Annotated in this window: 12 protein-coding genes and 1 pseudogene; 8 read left to right on the top strand and 5 right to left on the bottom strand. The window is 73.3% G+C overall.

Annotation, left to right across the window (positions count from 1 at the left end):
- The first annotated feature begins 54 nt into the window (after positions 1-54).
- Together Q3Y56_RS03540 and Q3Y56_RS03535 are read left to right on the top strand one after the other, a co-directional pair.
- Entirely contained in the window at positions 55-609 is a 555-nt protein-coding gene (locus tag Q3Y56_RS03540; RefSeq protein WP_304460509.1) for a hypothetical protein, read from the top strand.
- An 88-nt stretch (positions 610-697) separates the two neighbouring features.
- Entirely contained in the window at positions 698-2029 is a 1332-nt protein-coding gene (locus Q3Y56_RS03535; RefSeq protein WP_304460508.1) for a nicotinate phosphoribosyltransferase, read from the top strand.
- Here the strand turns inward: Q3Y56_RS03535 and Q3Y56_RS03530 are convergent.
- A complete protein-coding gene (locus Q3Y56_RS03530; RefSeq protein ID WP_304460507.1) occupies positions 2009-2677 on the bottom strand; it encodes a CBS domain-containing protein in 669 nt (222 codons plus the stop codon). The two genes, Q3Y56_RS03535 and Q3Y56_RS03530, sit on opposite strands and share 21 nt — an antisense overlap.
- Between Q3Y56_RS03530 and Q3Y56_RS03525 the strand changes: the two are divergent.
- Positions 2660-4522 (top strand): annotated as a pseudogene (locus Q3Y56_RS03525) (heavy metal translocating P-type ATPase); the annotation flags it as partial. The gene Q3Y56_RS03530 and the pseudogene Q3Y56_RS03525 overlap by 18 nt on opposite strands.
- A 143-nt stretch (positions 4523-4665) precedes the next feature.
- Positions 4666-5316 (top strand): HAD-IC family P-type ATPase, encoded by a 651-nt coding sequence (locus Q3Y56_RS03520; RefSeq protein WP_304460506.1) that lies wholly within the window; start codon positions 4666-4668, stop codon positions 5314-5316.
- Here the strand turns inward: Q3Y56_RS03520 and Q3Y56_RS03515 are convergent.
- Complete coding sequence (locus Q3Y56_RS03515) at positions 5264-6142, bottom strand: sigma-70 family RNA polymerase sigma factor (RefSeq protein WP_304460505.1); 879 nt, start codon at positions 6140-6142, stop codon at positions 5264-5266. The genes Q3Y56_RS03520 and Q3Y56_RS03515 overlap by 53 nt on opposite strands.
- 279 nt (positions 6143-6421) lie before the next feature.
- Between Q3Y56_RS03515 and Q3Y56_RS03510 the strand changes: the two genes are divergently transcribed.
- The 4 genes from Q3Y56_RS03510 (at position 6422) to Q3Y56_RS03495 (ending at position 10871) form a co-directional block, all read left to right on the top strand.
- A complete protein-coding gene (locus Q3Y56_RS03510; RefSeq protein WP_304460504.1) occupies positions 6422-7849 on the top strand; it encodes a family 2B encapsulin nanocompartment shell protein in 1428 nt (475 codons plus the stop codon).
- A gap of 29 nt (positions 7850-7878) precedes the next feature.
- Positions 7879-9090, top strand: coding sequence for a family 2 encapsulin nanocompartment cargo protein terpene cyclase (locus Q3Y56_RS03505; protein WP_304460503.1), 1212 nt, complete (start codon positions 7879-7881; stop codon positions 9088-9090).
- Between the two features lie 93 nt (positions 9091-9183).
- Positions 9184-10050, top strand: coding sequence for a geranyl diphosphate 2-C-methyltransferase (locus Q3Y56_RS03500; protein ID WP_304460502.1), 867 nt, complete (start codon positions 9184-9186; stop codon positions 10048-10050).
- Positions 10051-10157: 107 nt separating this feature from the next.
- The gene (locus tag Q3Y56_RS03495) at positions 10158-10871 is read left to right on the top strand and encodes a L,D-transpeptidase family protein (RefSeq protein WP_304460501.1); all 714 of its coding nucleotides are present in this window, start codon (positions 10158-10160) and stop codon (positions 10869-10871) included.
- Positions 10872-10921: 50 nt separating this feature from the next.
- Here Q3Y56_RS03495 and Q3Y56_RS03490 read toward each other — a convergent pair whose 3' ends face one another.
- From Q3Y56_RS03490 to Q3Y56_RS03480, 3 genes are all read right to left on the bottom strand, one after another.
- On the bottom strand, positions 10922-11608 hold the full coding sequence (locus Q3Y56_RS03490; RefSeq protein ID WP_304460500.1) for a DUF429 domain-containing protein: 687 nt from the start codon (positions 11606-11608) through the stop codon (positions 10922-10924).
- Between the two features lie 744 nt (positions 11609-12352).
- Entirely contained in the window at positions 12353-13003 is a 651-nt protein-coding gene (locus tag Q3Y56_RS03485) for a GNAT family N-acetyltransferase (RefSeq protein WP_304460499.1), read from the bottom strand.
- Positions 12993-15167: a penicillin acylase family protein gene (locus Q3Y56_RS03480; protein WP_304460498.1), complete on the bottom strand. Its 2175-nt coding sequence runs from the start codon at positions 15165-15167 to the stop codon at positions 12993-12995. Before Q3Y56_RS03480 ends, Q3Y56_RS03485 begins: the two co-directional genes overlap by 11 nt.
- Positions 15168-15266 lie beyond the last annotated feature (99 nt).

The following is a 15266-nucleotide window of genomic DNA, read 5'->3' as shown; positions in this document are numbered from 1 at the left end:
AATTTCCGGAATTATTGGTACCGGGGGAGCGCCGAGGCGAGGAGGCGGGGAACCATGGCAGCCGACGCGTTGAGGCGGCCGTCCGACATCGCCGAGCAGTGGCTCAACAGACTGTTGATGGTGTTGCTGCTGCTGGGTGTCCCGGTCCTCGCGTTCGCCGCGGGATCGGCCGCCTACACCTCCGAACTGCACACCGCGCGCTCGCAGGCGGCGGAGCGCCACCAGGTCACCGCGCGCCTGACCGAGGACGCCGGCGGTGCCGCCGTCACCCGCGCCGGAGAGGACCGGCAGAAGGCACCGGTGCGGTGGACCGAGAAGAACGGCGCGGTGCGGACGGGCGTGGCCGAGGTGCCGCCGGGCACGCAGAAGGGCGCGACCACGCGCGTCTGGGTCGACCGCGCCGGGACGATCACTTCGGCGCCGCTGCCGACCTCGGCGGCCGTGTCGACCGGCTGGACGGCGGGCGCCATGACCGCGGCGGCGGGCGCCACGGCCGTGTGGGGCACGCGGGCGGCCGTCCGCCGCGTGCTGGACCACCGCCGGTGCGTGCAGTGGGAGAAGGAGTGGGACGAGCTGGAGCCCGTGTGGTCCCGGCGGCTGCCGGACTGAGCGCGCTCCGGAAGGACGCCCGACGCCGAACGCCGCACCGGGCACCGGAGGGCGGACGCCGGACGGCGAGGAGACGGAGTCGAGGCCGATGTCCGACGCGACGGCCACCGATCTCTACGAAGTGACGATGGCGATGTCGTATCTGCGGGAGGGCATGACCGGGCCCGCGACGTTCAGCCTGTTCGTCCGCGCCCTGCCGCCGAGCCGGGGGTTCCTCGTCGCCGCGGGACTGGAGCAGGCGCTGGACTTCCTGGGCGCCTTCCGGGTCGGCCCCGAGGACGTCGACGCCTTCGCCGCCGCGCTGCACCGCCCGCGAGCCGACCTCCACCCCCTGCTCGGGCTGCGGTTCACCGGCGAGGCGCGCGCGGTCCCGGAAGGGCGCCTCGTGCTGGCGGACGAGCCGCTGCTGGAGGTGACCGCGCCCCTGCCGGTGGCCCAACTGGTCGAGACCTACCTGCTCAACCAGGTCAGCCACCAGACCGCGATCGCCTCGAAGGCGGCGCGGTGCATCCTCGCGGCGGCGGGGCATCCGCTGGTGGACTTCTCGCTCCGGCGCACCCACGGCGTGCGGGCAGGCTTCCACGCCGCTCGCCTGGGTGCCCTGGTGGGGTTCGCCGGAACGAGCAACGTGGCGGCGGCGACCGCCCTCGGCGTACCCGCCGTCGGCACGATGGCGCACTCGTTCGTGGAGGCGTTCGCCTCGGAGGAGGAGGCGTTCCGCGCCTTCGCCCGGACCCACCCCGGCCCGGTGACCTTCCTGGTGGACACCTACGACACCGAGCGGGGCACCGAGACCGCCGCGCGCGTGCTGCGCGACCTGGGCCGTGGCCCCGGCTCGGCCATCCGCCTGGACAGCGGCGACCTGGGCCGGCTGGCGGCGCGGGCGCGCGGCATCCTCGACGCCGCCGGCCTGGCCGACGTACGCGTCATCGTCAGCGGGGGCCTCGACGAGTACGACGTGGACCGGCTGGTCCGCTCCGGGGCGCCGATCGACATCTACGCCGTCGGTACCCGCGTCGGTGTCGCGGCCGACGCCCCGTACCTGGACTCCGCCTACAAGCTGGTCGCCTACGACGGCCGTCCGGTGATGAAGCTCTCCGCGAAGAAGGCGACCGCGCCGGGGCCCAAGCAGGTCTTCCGCCACCCCGGGTACGCCGACGTGGTCGGCTTGGCGGACGAACCGGTACCCGGTGGCGCGCGGCCGCTGCTGGAGACCGTGATGCGGGACGGGCGGCGGGTCGACGCGGGCGGCTCCCAGGGCCGCGCGCTCGCCGCCGCCCGGGCCCGGTTCACCGCCGACCTGGCCGAACTTCCCGAGGACGCCCGCCGCATCGAGGATCCGGTCGCCCCGCGCGCGGTCTTCTCCGACCGGCTGTCCGCCCTCACCGACCGCGTGAGGTCAGGGCTGTCCGGCGGGTGAGGACCGCGGCGCGTGCGTCAACCGCGCGTCGACGTCCACGACGCCCTCCACGGCGCGGACCAGACGCACGACGACGGAGACCAGCGAGGTGTCCGGGACCTGACCGGTGAGCGTGACGACCCCCTCGCGCACGCTCACCTGTGCGTCGCCGAGGGCGGGAAACGGGGCGGCCGCCACCACGTGGCGGACCTCCTCGGCGATGTCCTCGTCCGGGCGCAGGAAGACCTTCAGCAGGTCGGCCCGGCTGACGATGCCCTGCAACTTGCCCACGTCGTCCACCACGGGCAGGCGCTTGACTCCCTTGATCGCCATGGCCCTGGCCGCCTCCGCCAGCGTCGCCCCGGCATGGACCGTGACGGCCGGGCTGGTCATCAGCTCCTCCGCCGTCACCGCCTCGGCCTTCGCCAGGTCGGACAGGCGCCGCAACTCGTCGTAGCGGTTGGGCGTGCGGTCGCGGAACTCCTCCTTCGGCAGCAGGTCCGCCTCGGAGACGACCCCGATGACCCGCCCCTCGCCCGCCAGCACCGGCAGCGCGCTGACCTTCCAGCGCTCCATGGTCGCGACGATCTCCTTGAAGGTCGCGGCACGTCCCACGGCGACGACGGTCTGGGTCATCACATCGCCGACCGTGTGCGGGGTCCCGGCCATGAGAACCTCCCTAAGGCGTGCCCTTCGACGATACGCGCGGCCGCGCCGCCACGGCGTGCCGAGGCACGCTGGAGGAGTGACCGAGCGGGGAGGCGAACCGCCGTGGGTGCCGTCGATGTCGTCGTCGTCTCGGCCGCCGCCGTGCTCATCGCCGCCCTGGGCCGGTTCTTCCTCGGACCGCGCCGGGCTCACACCGCCCGGATCGAGGGCGGCGTGCAGCGGGTGGAGGTGACCGTGCGGGGCGGCTACAGCCCCGACGTCATCCGGGTCCGCCAGGGGATGCCCCTGGAGCTGGTCTTCGACCGGCGGGAGAGCGGGGAGTGCACCTCCCGGGTCGTCTTCCCCGACCTGCGGGTCAGCGCCGGACTCCCCGCGTACGCGCGCACCACCGTGCGCGTCGACCCGGACCGGGCCGGGTCCTTCGGCTTCGCGTGCGGGATGAACATGATCCACGGCACGCTGCTGGTCGAACCGGACGGCGGGCCGGAGACTTCCGCCGAGCGGCCCCGGGCCGCTGCCGGGGAGGCCGCGGGCGGCCCGGCCGGACCCGCCGAGGCGGCGGCCGCGGAGACCGCCGAGCGGCGGGCGGAGATCGCCGACCTGGCGCGCCGGGTCGCCGTCGGCGCCGTGCTCACGCTGCCGGTGCTCGTCGGCGTGATGGCGGACGAGGTGTTCGGCGCCGACTGGGTCCCCGGGTGGCTGCTCGACCACTGGCTGCAACTGGCGCTGATCACCCCGGTGATGCTCTACACCGGGTGGCCGATCCACACCACCGGCTGGGCGGCCCTGCGCCACCGCGCCGCGGAGATGAACAGCCTCATCACCCTCGGGACGAGCGCCGCCTACGGCTACAGCCTGCTGGTCACCGTGGCCCCCGGCCTGCTGCCCAGCGAGGTGCGGGAGGTGTACTTCGAGGCGGTCGGGGTGATCCTCACCCTGATCCTGCTCGGCAGGCTGCTGGAGGCGCGGGCCAAGGCCGGTACCGGGGAGGCACTCCGCGCCCTGCTGGGGCTGCGGGCCCGTACCGCCCGGGTGGTCCGCGACGGCGCCGACGCCGAGATACCGGTCGAGGACGTCGCCGTCGGCGACGAGGTGGTGATCCGGCCCGGCGAGAAGATCCCGGTCGACGCCGAGGTGCTCTCCGGAGCCTCGGCGGTGGACGAGTCGATGGTCACCGGTGAGCCCATGCCCGTCACCAAGCGGGCCGGGGACACCGTCATCGGCGCGACGGTCAACGGCACCGGCGCCCTGCGGGTCCGCGCGGCCAAGGTCGGCGCCGACACCGTGCTCGCCCAGATCATCCGCCTCGTGCGGCAGGCCCAGGCGTCCAAGGCCCCGATCCAGCGGCTGGCCGACGCGGTCTCCGCGTACTTCGTGCCCGCGGTCATCGCCGTCGCCGTCGCCACGTTCGCCCTGTGGTTCACCGTCGGCCCGGCCCCGGCGCTCACCCTGGCGCTGGTCTCCGCGGTCGCGGTGCTGATCATCGCCTGCCCCTGCGCCCTCGGCCTGGCCACCCCGCTGTCGGTCATGGTCGGCACCGGCAAGGGCGCCCGGGCGGGGATCCTCATCCGGTCCGCCGAGGCCCTGGAGACCGCCCACAAGCTGGACACCGTCGTGCTGGACAAGACCGGTACGGTCACGGCCGGCACGCCGGTGCTCACCGACGTGGCGCCCGTCTCCGGCTTCGCGGAGGACGAGCTGCTGGCCCTGGTCGCGGCGGCCGAGGAACTGAGCGAACACCCCCTCGCACGCGCGATCACCGCCGGAGCCCGCGACCGCGGCCTTGCCCACGACCATGGCCTTGCCCATGCCGCGGCCCAGGGAGCGTTCGAGTCCGTCACCGGCAAGGGCGTACGGGCCACCGTGGACGGCCGCGCCGTCCTGGTGGGCACCGCCGGGCTGCTCGGCGAGGGGGCGTGGACACCACCGCCCTCACCCCCGTCGCCGTGGCCTTCTCGGCCGACGGCAAGACCCCCGTCCTCGCCGCCGTGGACGGCCGCCCCGCCGGTGTGCTCGCCGTCGCCGACACCGTCAAGGACGACTCCGCGGCCGCCATCGCGGCCCTGCGCCGCCTCGGCCTCGACGTCGTCATCATCACGGGCGACGCCGCCCGCACGGCCGCCGCCATCGCCGCCCAGGTCGGCGTCGACCGCGTACTGGCCGAGGTGACGCCCCAGCGCAAGGCCGAGGAGATCCGCCGCCTGCAGCGCGAGGGCCGCACCGTCGGCATGGTCGGCGACGGCGTCAACGACGCCCCGGCGCTGGCCGCGGCCGACGTCGGGCTGGCGATCGGAACCGGCACCGACGTGGCGATCGAGGCCGCCGACATCACCCTGATCTCCGGATCCCTGACCGGGGTGGTCACCGCCATCCGCCTCTCCCGCGCCACCCTGCGCAACATCCGCCAGAACCTGTTCTTCGCCCTCGTCTACAACGCCGTCGGCGTCCCCCTCGCCGCCGGCGCCCTCTACCCGCTGTGGGCCTGCGGCTCAGCCCCGTCGTCGCCGCGGCGGCCATGGCGCTGTCCTCCCTCTCGGTCGTCGCCAACGCCTCCCGCCTGCGGCGCCACCGCCCCTGACGGGCACGTCAGCCGTCGAGGACCGTCAGGTCCAGCGCGCGGAGGCGTTCGGGGTCGGTGAGGATGTCGAGTTCCACGACCTTCCCGCCCGAGACCGTGAACGCCGCGACCGACATCGGCCGGCCCTCCGACATCGCGACGGCTCCCGCGGCGCCGTTGACGAGCGCGGGCCGGGTGAACTCGGCCAGCCGCGCGAAGATGATCGCGCCCTCGGCCACGGCCCGCGCACCGCGCACCATGCTGCTCGGGCGCAGGGTGCCGCCGTCGGACCGCACCACGACATCCGGGTCGAGGACCGCGACCAGCGCCTCCAGGTCCCCGCCGCGCGCGGCGGCGAGGAAGGCGTCCACGACCTCGCGCTGCCGGACGAGGTCCGTGTCGGGAGCCGGTGCCGCCCCCTGCACCCGGCGGCGGGCACGGCTGGCGAGCTGCCGCGCCGCGGTCGGCGTCCGGCCGACGATGGGGGCGATCTCGTCGTACGACACGGCGAACAGGTCGTGCAGGACGAAGGCGAGCCGCTCGGCGGGGGCCAGCGTCTCGAGGACCACGAGCAGCGCCAGACCGACCGAATCGGCCACCAGCGCCTCGTGTTCGGGGTCGACACCGTCCGCGCCGCTGACGATCGGGTCGGGGACGCGCACGTCCAGCGGTTCCTCGCGCCGGGAGGCGCGCGAGCGCAGCATGTCCAGGCAGACCCGGCCGACCACCGTCGTCAGCCAGCCGCCCAGGTTGCCCACACCGGAGGTGTCCGAGCGGTTGAGCTTGATCCAGGTCTCCTGCACGGCGTCGTCCGCCTCGCTCAGCGAGCCGAGCATCCGGTAGGCCACCGCCCGCAGATGGGCGCGGTGGGTCTCGAAGTGCTCCGCCAGGAATTCGCTTTCGTCCATGTGTCCTATCTTCCTCGTCAAGATCCTCCCCCAGAGTCCCTCCGGGGGTGCCCCCATGTCCTGACGTTTTCGATCACATGGATGTGACGGGACGAGCGAAGACGGCCCCCGCGGGGCACGTCCCTCAAGATGGCGCAAATGCATCGGTGCTTTTTCGGGCCTCTCGACCAACATCACGACGCGCTGCTTCACTTGCGCGGCGGGAGCTCCTCCCAGCCCGACCGGGCTGGCTCAAGGGGCTCCCTCTTGACGCACGCCCCCGATACGGAAGGGACCGGGATGTCGACCGCAGCGCACCGCCAGCAGCCGGAGCAGCCCGAACAGCAGGCAGGCCGGGCACAGCTCAGCCTGGGGGTCGCCGCCGCGCGGAACCTCGCGAGCACCACCAAGAGCGTCCCGCAGATGCAGGGCATCAGCTCCCGGTGGCTGATACGCACACTGCCCTGGGTGGAGGTGAAGGGCGGCACGTACCGGGTCAACCGGCGCTTGACGTACGAGGTCGGCGACGGCCGGGTGACCTTCGTCCAGGACGGGGCGGCGGTCAAGGTCATCCCCGCTGAGCTGGGAGAACTGCCGCTGCTGCGCGGGTTCCATGACGACGGGGCGCTGCGGGTGCTGGCCGAGCGGTGTCAACAGCGGGAGTACGCATCCGGCCAGGTGATCGCCGAACAGGGCCGGGCCGTCGACCACGTCCATCTGATCGTGCGCGGCAAGGTGGAGAAGCTCAGCGCCGGAAAGTACGGCGACGAGGTCCGGCGCGGGGTGCTGGCCGACGGCGGCTTCTTCGGCGCGCAGGCGGTCGCCGAGGAGCCGGGCGCGTGGGGGTTCACGGCGCGCGCGATGACGGCGTGCACCGTCCTGGAGCTGCCCCGGTACGCGTACGAGGAGGTGGCGGGCCGCAACGAGCGGCTGCGGGACCACGTCCGGCGGCGCCAGGCCGAGACGGCGCGGCCGCAGAACAAGAAGGGCGAGGCGAACATCGACCTCGCCTCCGGCCACACCGGCGAGCCCGTGCTGCCGAGCACCTACGTCGACTACGAGCTCGCCCCCCGCGAGTACGAACTCAGCGTCGCCCAGACGGTCCTGCGCGTGCACACCAGGGTCGCCGACCTCTACAACGACCCGATGGACCAGATCGAGCAGCAACTGCGGCTGACCATCGAGGCACTGCGCGAGCGCCAGGAGGCCGAGCTCGTCAACAACCCCGAGTTCGGCCTGCTGCACAACGCCGACCACAGCCAGCGCATCTCCACCCACTCCGGCCCGCCCACGCCCGACGACATGGACGAGCTGCTGAGCATGCGGCGGGGGACCAGGGCCTTCTTCGCCCACCCCCGGGCCATCTCCGCCCTCGGCCGCGAGTGCAACAAGCGGGGGCTGTCCCTCGACAGCGCCGACGTGGGCGGCCATCCGGTCCCGGCCTGGAGGGGCGTGCCGATCCTCCCCTGCGGCAAGATCCCCGTCTCGGAGCAGGGCACCTCGTCCATCCTCGCGATGCGCCTGGGCGAGGCCGAACAAGGGGTGGTCGGCCTGCGGCAGACCGGCATCCCCGACGAGTACGAGCCGGGCCTGAACGTGCGCTTCATGGGCATCAACGATCAGGCCCTCATCTCCTACCTCGTGAGCACCTACTATTCGGCGGCCGTGCTCGTCCCCGACGCGCTCGGCGTCCTGGAGAACGTCGAGGTCTTCCACGCCCCGTCCTGACGGTCACCCCGGAACGGAGAGAAGCACCTGTGTCACTGCTGTCCCGGATCACCGCGCCCGCGGCCGGCCACGACGTGGCCCGGCTCGTGGCCACCCTGCTCACCCACCACCAGGGCGCCCGTCCTTCCGCGCCGAGGGCGCTGCCCGGCACCGCCGCCCGCTCCGCGGGCACCGTCCTGCCCACCGGGCCCACGGGCCTGGGCACGTCAGCCGCCCGTATCGCCGCCGGGAAACCGGCCGGCGGCGCCCCCGGCAGCTCGGACGGGGGCGAGCACGGTGCCGGCGGCGTCCCGGAGCTGTACTGCCCGCCCGCGCTCCGGGACGACCCGGCACTCGGCCAGGAGGTCAACGACCGGCTGGTGGCGTGGGCCGACGAGGTCGGCATCTACGCCGGACGGCTCGACCGCGTCCGCGCGGCCGACTTCGGGCGTCTGATGATGCTGGCCCACCCCGACACCGACGACCCGGACCGGCTGCTGGCGGCGGGCAAGTGCGCGCTCGCGGAATGGGCCACGGACGACTACTACTGCGACGACGAGACCACGGGTTCCACGCCGGAACTCCTCGGCTCGCAGCTCGGGACCGCCTACGCGGCTGCCGACCCCGCCCACCTCCCGGCCCGCTACGCGCCCGCATGGGAGAAGGACCTGCGCGACGACCCCGTACGGGTGGCCCTGCGCTCGGCCTTCGCGCACCTGGCCCGGTACGCGGAGCCCTCCCAGGTGGCCCGGCTGCGGCACGAGATCGCCGTGCTCTTCGTGGGCTACGGCCAGGAGGGCTCCTGGCGGACCCGGGGCCACATGCCCGGCGTCCCCGAATACCTGGCGCACCGTCAGATCAACAGCTTCCTCCCCTGCATCGCACTGGCCGACGCGGTCGGCGGCTACGCGCTGCCCGCCACCGAGTACGCCGACCCGCGCGTGCGCCGCGCCGTGACGATGGCCGCCACGGCCGCCACGCTTGTCAACGACCTGTACTCCATGACGAAGGAACACGACTCCGGGGGCGTGGAGTTCAACCTCCCCGTCGTGATCGCCGAAGCGGAGCGGTGCTCGACGCGCGAGGCGATCGAGCGGAGCGCGGAGATCCACGACGAGCTGGTGCGCGCCTTCGAGACGGAGGCCGCGGCCCTCGTCCTCACCGGCTCACCCCAGCTGCGCCGGTTCCTCGCGGGGGTGTGGGCCTGGATCGGCGGCAACCGCGAATGGCACGCCGGCAGCCCCCGCTACAACGGCGGCTGAGCCCGCCCCTCTTCTTCTCCCTTTCTCCCTTGTCACCCCACGACCCCACGCATGCCGTCATCACGCGTGCCGTAATGCCGTAAGGAGCACCCCATGACCACCACGCCCGCCCCCGCCGCCTCTGCCGGCGTCCTGCGCACCGCCTACCAGAAGTCCGTCGCGGAGTACTGGAACAACGAGAAGGACCCGGTCAACCTGCGCCTGGGTGATGTCGACGGCCTCTACCACCACCACTACGGGATCGGCGACTACGACCCCTCCGTCCTGGAGGGTCCGCAGGAGACCCGGGACGAGCGCATCATCGAGGAACTGCACCGGCTGGAGTCGGCCCAGGCCGACGTCCTCCTCGACCACCTGGGCCCCATAGCCCCCGACCAGCGCCTGCTGGACGCCGGCTGCGGCCGCGGCGGCACCAGCATCATGGCCAACGCGCGCTTCGGCTGCCAGGTCGACGGCGTCTCCATCTCCCAGGCCCAGGTCGACTTCGCGAACGGTCAGGCCCGCAAGCGCGGCGTGGACGACAAGGTCCGCTACCACTTCCGCAACATGCTCGACACCGGCTTGCCCACCGGCGCCTTCCAGGGGATCTGGAACAACGAGTCCACCATGTACGTGGACCTGTCCGAGCTCTTCGCCGAGCACGCCCGCCAGCTGGCCTACGGCGGCCGCTACGTCGTCATCACGGGCTGCTACAACGATGTCACCGGCGGCCGCTCCAAGGCGGTCAGCCGGATCGACGAGCACTACACCTGCAACATCCACCCCCGCAGCGCCTACTTCAAGGCGATGGCCGCCAACGGTCTCGTGCCCATCAACGTGGTCGACCTCACGGCCGCCACGATCCCGTACTGGGAGCTGCGCGCCCAGTCCTCCCTCGCCACCGGCGTCGAGGACCCGTTCCTGACCGCCTACCGCGAGGGCAGCTTCCACTACCTCCTCATCGCCGCCGACCGTATCTGACCTCTCGCTCCACACCGGAACGATCACGACGTTTCGGGCAACCTTTGCCGTGCCGCGGCCGTCCTCTGGGCAGGGGCCTTTCCCCGGGGATCGATGAGAGGTGCATCATGAGAGCAAGATCGGCTCGGCGGCGTCGGATCGGCGCGGCGCTCGGGGCGGCGCTGGGCCTGGTCGGGACGGCCGGGGCCGCGACCGTCGGCCTGGGCGCCGCGCCCGCCCAGGCCGCTCCCGCCAAGGCCGCCCCGGCCTGCACCGCCGGGACGGGGCCGTACCAGAAGCAGGCCGAGAAGTTCCTCGGCCTGACGGCCGACGGCAAGCAGTCGGCCAAGGACTGCTCCGCGATACGCGCCTTCCAGACCGTGAACGGCATCGCGCCGGCGTCCGGGTACGCCGGGCCCATCACCTGGCGTGTGATGAAGGCGCAGCAGAGCACCGGCGACCGGTCCAGCTGCCCGACCAACAAGGGCCGCATCGCCTGTGTCGACCTCACGCGGCAGCTCAGCTGGGTACAGGACGGCAACAAGCGGATCTACGAGCCCATCCCGGTGCGTACCGGACGAAACGGGTACGAAACGCGCACCGGTATGCACAAGATCTACTGGCGGCACAAGGACCACGTGTCGTCGATCTACAACGTGCCCATGCCGTACAGCCAGTTCTTCGACGGCGGGCAGGCGTTCCACTCCATCTCGGGCTCGGTCTACTCCCCGCCCGGCTCCCACGGCTGCGTCAACATGCGGAAGGCGGATGCCGCCGCGTACTGGAAGCTGCTCCGCAACGGCGACGACGTGTTCATCTACGGCCGCAAGCCCGGCACCTGACGCGTCCGGCGGAGGCGGGAGGCGGCCGGGCGCGCGCCGCACCGGCGCCGTCAGTACCAGATGGCGACGGGCAGGCCCGTGCCCGTCGTCTCCGGCGGATCGGGGAGCCGGGCGGCGGCGCGCAGGGCGATGCGCCGCGCGCTCCACGCCGCCGCCGCGGCGTCCAGGAGGTCGTCCGGTGGGACCCGCCCGGCCATTCCAAGCTCTTCCGGCAGGACGATGCCCTGCTCCGCGAGCAGTCGCCGCCGTGCCGCCTGGCCGTTCCAGCTCTTCTTGCTCGCGGCCACCGGCCTGCCGCCGTTCATGGCGGCGAAGGACACCTCGGGGTGCACCTCGTGCAGCCTGCGGTCGCCTGCCTCCCGGCACGCGTTGGCCTGCCGGAGCTTCGCCGCCAGTCCCCAGGTCTGGCGGCTCAGCCCGGAGCCGGTGAGCTCGCGGCAGCGGAGATTCGCCGCGTGGTAGTCCGGCTGGTCCCAGACCGGGCGCGGCGGCACGGGAAAGACCCGCGAGCGGTGCGGCGCGATCCGCTCGGCCGCCAGTACGTCGGCTCGTCGGCGCCCCGTCTCCAGCAGCCCCAGCGGCATGTCGACGCCGACCACCGCCGCGTCGGGGGCGCGTTCGAGAAGCTCGGCCAGACGGACCGCCGCGTCGGCTCCGGCCACCCCGCCCGCGCGCAGGGTGACCGCGACCCAGCCCGTGGGGCAGGCGTCCACTCCCATCACGTGCACATCGTCCACCGTCGCATTGTGCCCGGACTCCTACTGCACTTCGAGCCCGAGGACGATGCCGTCGAAGTCGTGGGCGTTGCCGTCCACGGCCAGTGCGCTCCGCCCGCCGCCCTGACTGGCCCACGGCGTGACCGCCGGAACGCCGAGCCGGTTGCCGTCCTCGGCGGTGACGGACAGCCGGAAGTCGACCAGGGTCGCCGACGACGGCCAGCGCCTGGTGTCGAGGAAGAGCCGGTACTTGTCCGGGTCGTAGCCGTTGTCGTCGGTGACCAGCCCGGAGCCGCCGCCCCCTCACTGGCCCACGGCGTGTACTGCACCGGCCCGTAGTGCCCGCTGCCGTCCATGGCCTGTGCCCCGATGCGGAAGTCCAGTCGGTTGAGCGGGTCCCCGGGCGTCGTGTTGAGGTCGATGAGCACGGCGTCGGGGTCGTAGCTGTTGGCGTCCCCGGCCCAGGGGGAGTAGCTGTTGCCGAACTTCACGTTCCTGGTGAACTGCTCGGCCCCGAACTGCGAGGCGCCCCCGTTGTCGGCCAGTTGGATTCCCACCTTGAAGGTGGTCAGGTTCGTCGCCTGGGCCGCGGACGGGACCGCGAAAAACGAAGCGGCGACCGCGATGGCGGCCGCCGCTGCTAACGTCCCGGTTCTTCTTCGCATTGTGGCTTCCTCCCTTGATGTGGCGAACTGCGCGTGCAGGCCCATCACGGTAGGGATGTCACGCCAGGCCCGGGTAGTGGGGAAATGAGCCACTCCGCACTCAGGCCGGCACGGGGACGTCGTCCCGGTGCAGGAAGCCCAGCCGGGCCCGCTTCTCGGGTATGCGGACCTCCGGAAGGACGACCTCGGGCAGGACGACCTCCGGGCCCATCACGAAGCCCGTCCGGCTCATGCGCGCGATCGCCTTCTCGTTGCGCGCGTCGGGATCGACCACGATGCGCCTGCGCTCGGGGTCCGCGAGCAGGTACGCGATGAGCGCGGGCAGCAGGGCGGCGGTGAAGCCCGAGCGGGCGGCGCCGGCGGCGGGGCCGATCAGCAGGTGGACGCCGATGTCGCCGGGTTCGACGTCGTAGACCTCGCCGACGCGGTCCTCGCCCGGCTCGTACGTCTGGAGGAGCGCGACCGGCTCGTCGTCCCGGTGGACCAGGTAGGCGTGGTGCGTGGTGAGGGAGTCCAGGTGCTCGTAGATCTCCAGCACGCGTTGGTGGCCCGCCTCGGCCATGCCCCAGAACCGGGCCCGGTCCTGGGCGACCCAGGCGTGGATCACGTCGATGTCCTCGGCGGGGCGCACGGGCAGCACACGGACGGTCCCGAAGCCGTCGACCACCTGCTCGTACACGGCTTCGCGGCGGGCGGTGTCGGCGGGCGCACTGGGGCGGGCGGCGGCGTGGGGGGTGGACTCAGTGGACATGTCTCTCCTCTTTGGTCAGGCGGTTCCAGTCGGTGACGACGGGCACGAGCTCGCCCCGCAGCCACAGCGGCAGCTGGTCGCGGTGGTGCGGGTCTCCGGGCACGCCCGAGGCACCGAACGGGACCACCCACAGGCTGTCCTCGCGCCGCGCGAGGTCCCACGCGTAGCGCGCGGCCGGGCCGCGCACGCAGTGGTCGGTGACGCCCGGGACGCTCGTGGTCGACAGCACGCAGTCGTGGTCGCCGGGCAGCCCCGGGCGCAGTTCGGGCGCCGGGTCGGGCAGCGCCTGCCACGGCGCCAGGCGGTGGACCTCGGCCCACGGCACGTGGTCCTCCGCGGCGGCGGCCACCTCCTCGACGGCCGCCCTGACGACCTCGGCGGCGTCGAGGCCGGGCAGCAGATCCGTCGTCAGCAGGCTGTCCAGCGCGAACGCGACCCGTGGGACCAGGGCGAGCCAGGGGAGGAAGACCTCCGGGTAGTCCGTCGGCCCAGCGGGTCCGGTGAGGTCCGCGGGTGCGGCCGGATCGGCCGTGGCGGTCGGGTCGGCCACAGCGGCCGGATCGGCGGCGGTGGTCGGGCCGGCCGGTTCCGCCGGTCTCGTCAGCTCCGTCAGGCCGGCCAGCGCCGGGTGCGCCGCCAACCGGCGCACCACCGCGGTCCGTACCGCGGCGTACGCCGTGGCGTCCGTGCTGTCGGCCGCCATCCGGCGGTCCCAGCGCAGCAGCCGGTCCCGCAGTCGGACGCCCGCCGCGCTGAGCCCCTCCGCCTCGGCCACCAGGCCCAGCAGCAGCCGGGCCGGGCCCAGATGGGTGTCGGTGTGGACCGCCGCCATGCCCGCGGCGGACCAGTCCTCCGACTGCGCCAGCAGGTGCCGTATGCGCTCGGCGCGGTACGGTGGCGCGAACTCGACGCCGAGCGGCTCGGCCAGGCCGCGCTGGTTCGCCATGACGGCCATCCCGTCGACCGGTTCGCGCGGCATCGGCTCGTGCAGTCCGCGCCACTCGTGTCCGGGCTCCCAGGCGGGCACGACGCGCAACCGGTTGTCGTGGTGGCGCAGCGGCACCCGGCCCGCGACCCTGTGCAGCAGCCCGCCCTCGGTGTCCGCGGCCTGGACGACGTTGACGGGTTCCGCCCACTGGTCGAACGCCCGGTCCACGTCGGCGACGCCGCGCGCCCTGAGCAGCGCGGGCAGCGCGCCGAAGCCGAGCTCGCCGCTGACCCGCGGGGGATAGCGGAGGCTGATCGCCGCCGTGCTGTCCGGGCCGCCGATCACGACCGGTCCGCGCTCGGTCTCGACCACCTCGACCTCGACCGGGTCGGCCCCCGCCACCTCGATGGTCTCGGTGTGCGCCGACGCCGGGCGCCAGCCGTCCGGGCCCAGCGCCCGCACCCGCGTCCCGTCGCGCCGGAGCCGTTCCCGGTACAGGTCCTGGTAGTCGGCCATGGCGTTGGTGATCGCCCAGGCCACCGTGCCGGTATGGCCGAAGTGGGCGATGCCCGGTACGCCCGGGACGGCCAGCCCCACCACGTCGTACTCCGGGCACGCCAGGCGGATCTGCTGGTAGACGCCCGGGGCCTCGATGAACCGGTGCGGGTCGCCGGCGATGACGGGGGCTCCGGTGGCGGTGCGGTCGCCGGTGACGAGCCAGCCGTTGCTACCCGAGGAGACGGGGCCGTCGGTGGCGAACAGCCCGACCGCTTCGGGGCCGAGGCGCCGTACCACCTCCTCGCGCCACAGCTTGGTGGGGAACCCGGCGAACAGGATGTGCGTGGCCAGCCAGACCCCGAGCGGCGTCCACGGCTGCCACACCCCGGGCGCCAGCCCGGTGGCCGCGAACTCCGGGGCCCGCCGTGCCCCTTCGGCGAGGCCCGCGTTGACCCCGTCGACGTACGCGCAGACCCAGGCGCGGGTGTCGGCGTCGAGGTTGCGGAAGCACCGCCGGGCGGTGTCGTCCAGCCGGGCCTGCCGCGCGAACCGGTCCCAGGCCACGGCGCCGGCGCCCAGGAAGGCGGCCGTGGTCCCCTGCGAGCGGTGCCGCTCCACCTCGATCTGCCAGGCCCGGTCCCGGGCGGCGTTCCGTCCCTGGGCGAAGGCGAGTTCGCCGGCGCTGTCGGCGCGGAGATGGGGGATCCCCCAGGCGTCGCGGTAGACCTCGGTACTCACCACTGTTCCTCGTCTCACTTAAGTTAGGCTGCCCTAAATTATGTGACTGTTGTGTGAGAAACAAATGGGCAAGGCGTGGATGAGCGGGGGCCGGCATCT

The organism is Streptomyces sp. XD-27, assembly GCF_030553055.1.
Taxonomy (GTDB): Bacteria; Actinomycetota; Actinomycetes; order Streptomycetales; family Streptomycetaceae; genus Streptomyces.
The sequence above is the reverse complement of the archived record's forward strand: the minus strand, read 5'-3'. Positions and strand labels throughout refer to the sequence as shown.